Annotated in this window: 2 protein-coding genes; one reads left to right on the forward strand and one right to left on the reverse strand. The window is 46.8% G+C overall.

What is annotated here, in order from left to right; genetic code table 11:
- Positions 1-473, forward strand: a 473-nt coding sequence (locus tag R7P67_RS24700; RefSeq protein WP_318086303.1) for a nucleoside triphosphate pyrophosphohydrolase family protein, incomplete at its 5' end; no start/stop codon positions are given.
- Positions 474-552: 79 nt separating this feature from the next.
- Here R7P67_RS24700 and btuD read toward each other — a convergent pair.
- Positions 553-1,314: vitamin B12 ABC transporter ATP-binding protein BtuD (btuD, locus tag R7P67_RS24705; protein WP_318086304.1), on the reverse strand; the 762-nt coding region annotated here is incomplete at its 5' end.

A 1,314-nucleotide genomic window follows, 5' to 3' on the forward strand; every position in this document is an offset into this window, starting at 1 on the left:
TAGATGCACAAGCAGACACACTACACACCTCTTTGGCGATCGAAGAGCTAACAGAGCTAGCAGAAGCAGATTGTAAAACTGAACAAGCCGATGCGATTGTAGACAGCGTTTACGTTCTAATGGGTCGTCTAGTTCACCTTGGTCACAGCAAAGTAGAAGATAACCTAGCGATCAGCTACCTCATTGATCTTTTACTGAACGTTGCAGTAAACCGCGGAATCGACTTTATTCCTTGCTGGGACGAAGTTCATTCAAGCAACATGAGCAAAGTATGCCGCAACGAGCAAGAGTACACTGAGACCGAAGCCTTCTACGCAGAGCAAGGTATCAAGTTGATGGCTGTACAAAAAGGCGAATACATCATCGCAAAATGTGCACAAGACTTCGTGTCTGAAGGCAAAACCGTACGTAAAGGCAAAGTGCTCAAGTCGGTTTACTACCGTCCAGCGGACTTAAAACCGCTAACTCAATAAATACTTGATTAAGTATTCAAGAAACAAAAAAAACGACCTTATACGGGTCGTTTTTATTTTATCAGCACAAACCTAGGCTCTAATCGAAGATCAAATACGGTCTCTCGTCTATCATCACTTTTCTGACCTGAGTTTTGAACACTTCAGCGAGACCAGTCTCGGAGAGCACGTCATCCGCCCTGCCCGACGCATGCAACACACCATTACTGAGCAATAACACTTTATCGGCATGGTTAAGGGTGCGATTCAAATCATGATTCGCCACGAGCACGCTAATACCTTGCGCCGCGATAGCATTGATTAACTGATACAACAAACCTTCTTGAGCGATGTCGAGCGGAGCGGCTGGCTCATCTAAAATCAACAACTGCGAGTATGGATTTATCGTTCTCCACACTTGTAGGCATACACCCGCTAAGCGTACGCGTTGCCACTCGCCGCCTGATAGCGTTTGAATGCTGCGGTGCAACTTATCTTGCAGTTGGACGAGCTCGACCACCATATTAACGGCATCACGAACTTTACCATCAGTGATCGCAGCGCCACTTGGCAACGACAACGCAAGATATTGAAAAACATCGACGTTAAATGCAGGTCTAGATTGCTGACATAAGTAACCGCGAACATGAGCTTGTTCCGACAAAGATAACGTGAGCAAGTTTTTGTCGTCCACATGAACTTCACCACTCGCTCCGTCCCTGCTAGCTAATGTGCCGGAAAGCGCTGCGAGTAACGTGCTCTTACCAGAGCCGTTTGGTCCGACAACGTGGACGACTTCGCCAGCTTTGCATTCAAATGAAAGTGGCAGCAAACGACTTCCAACCGCTATATGCTTAACGCG

This window comes from Vibrio sp. Vb0937 (assembly GCF_033338855.1).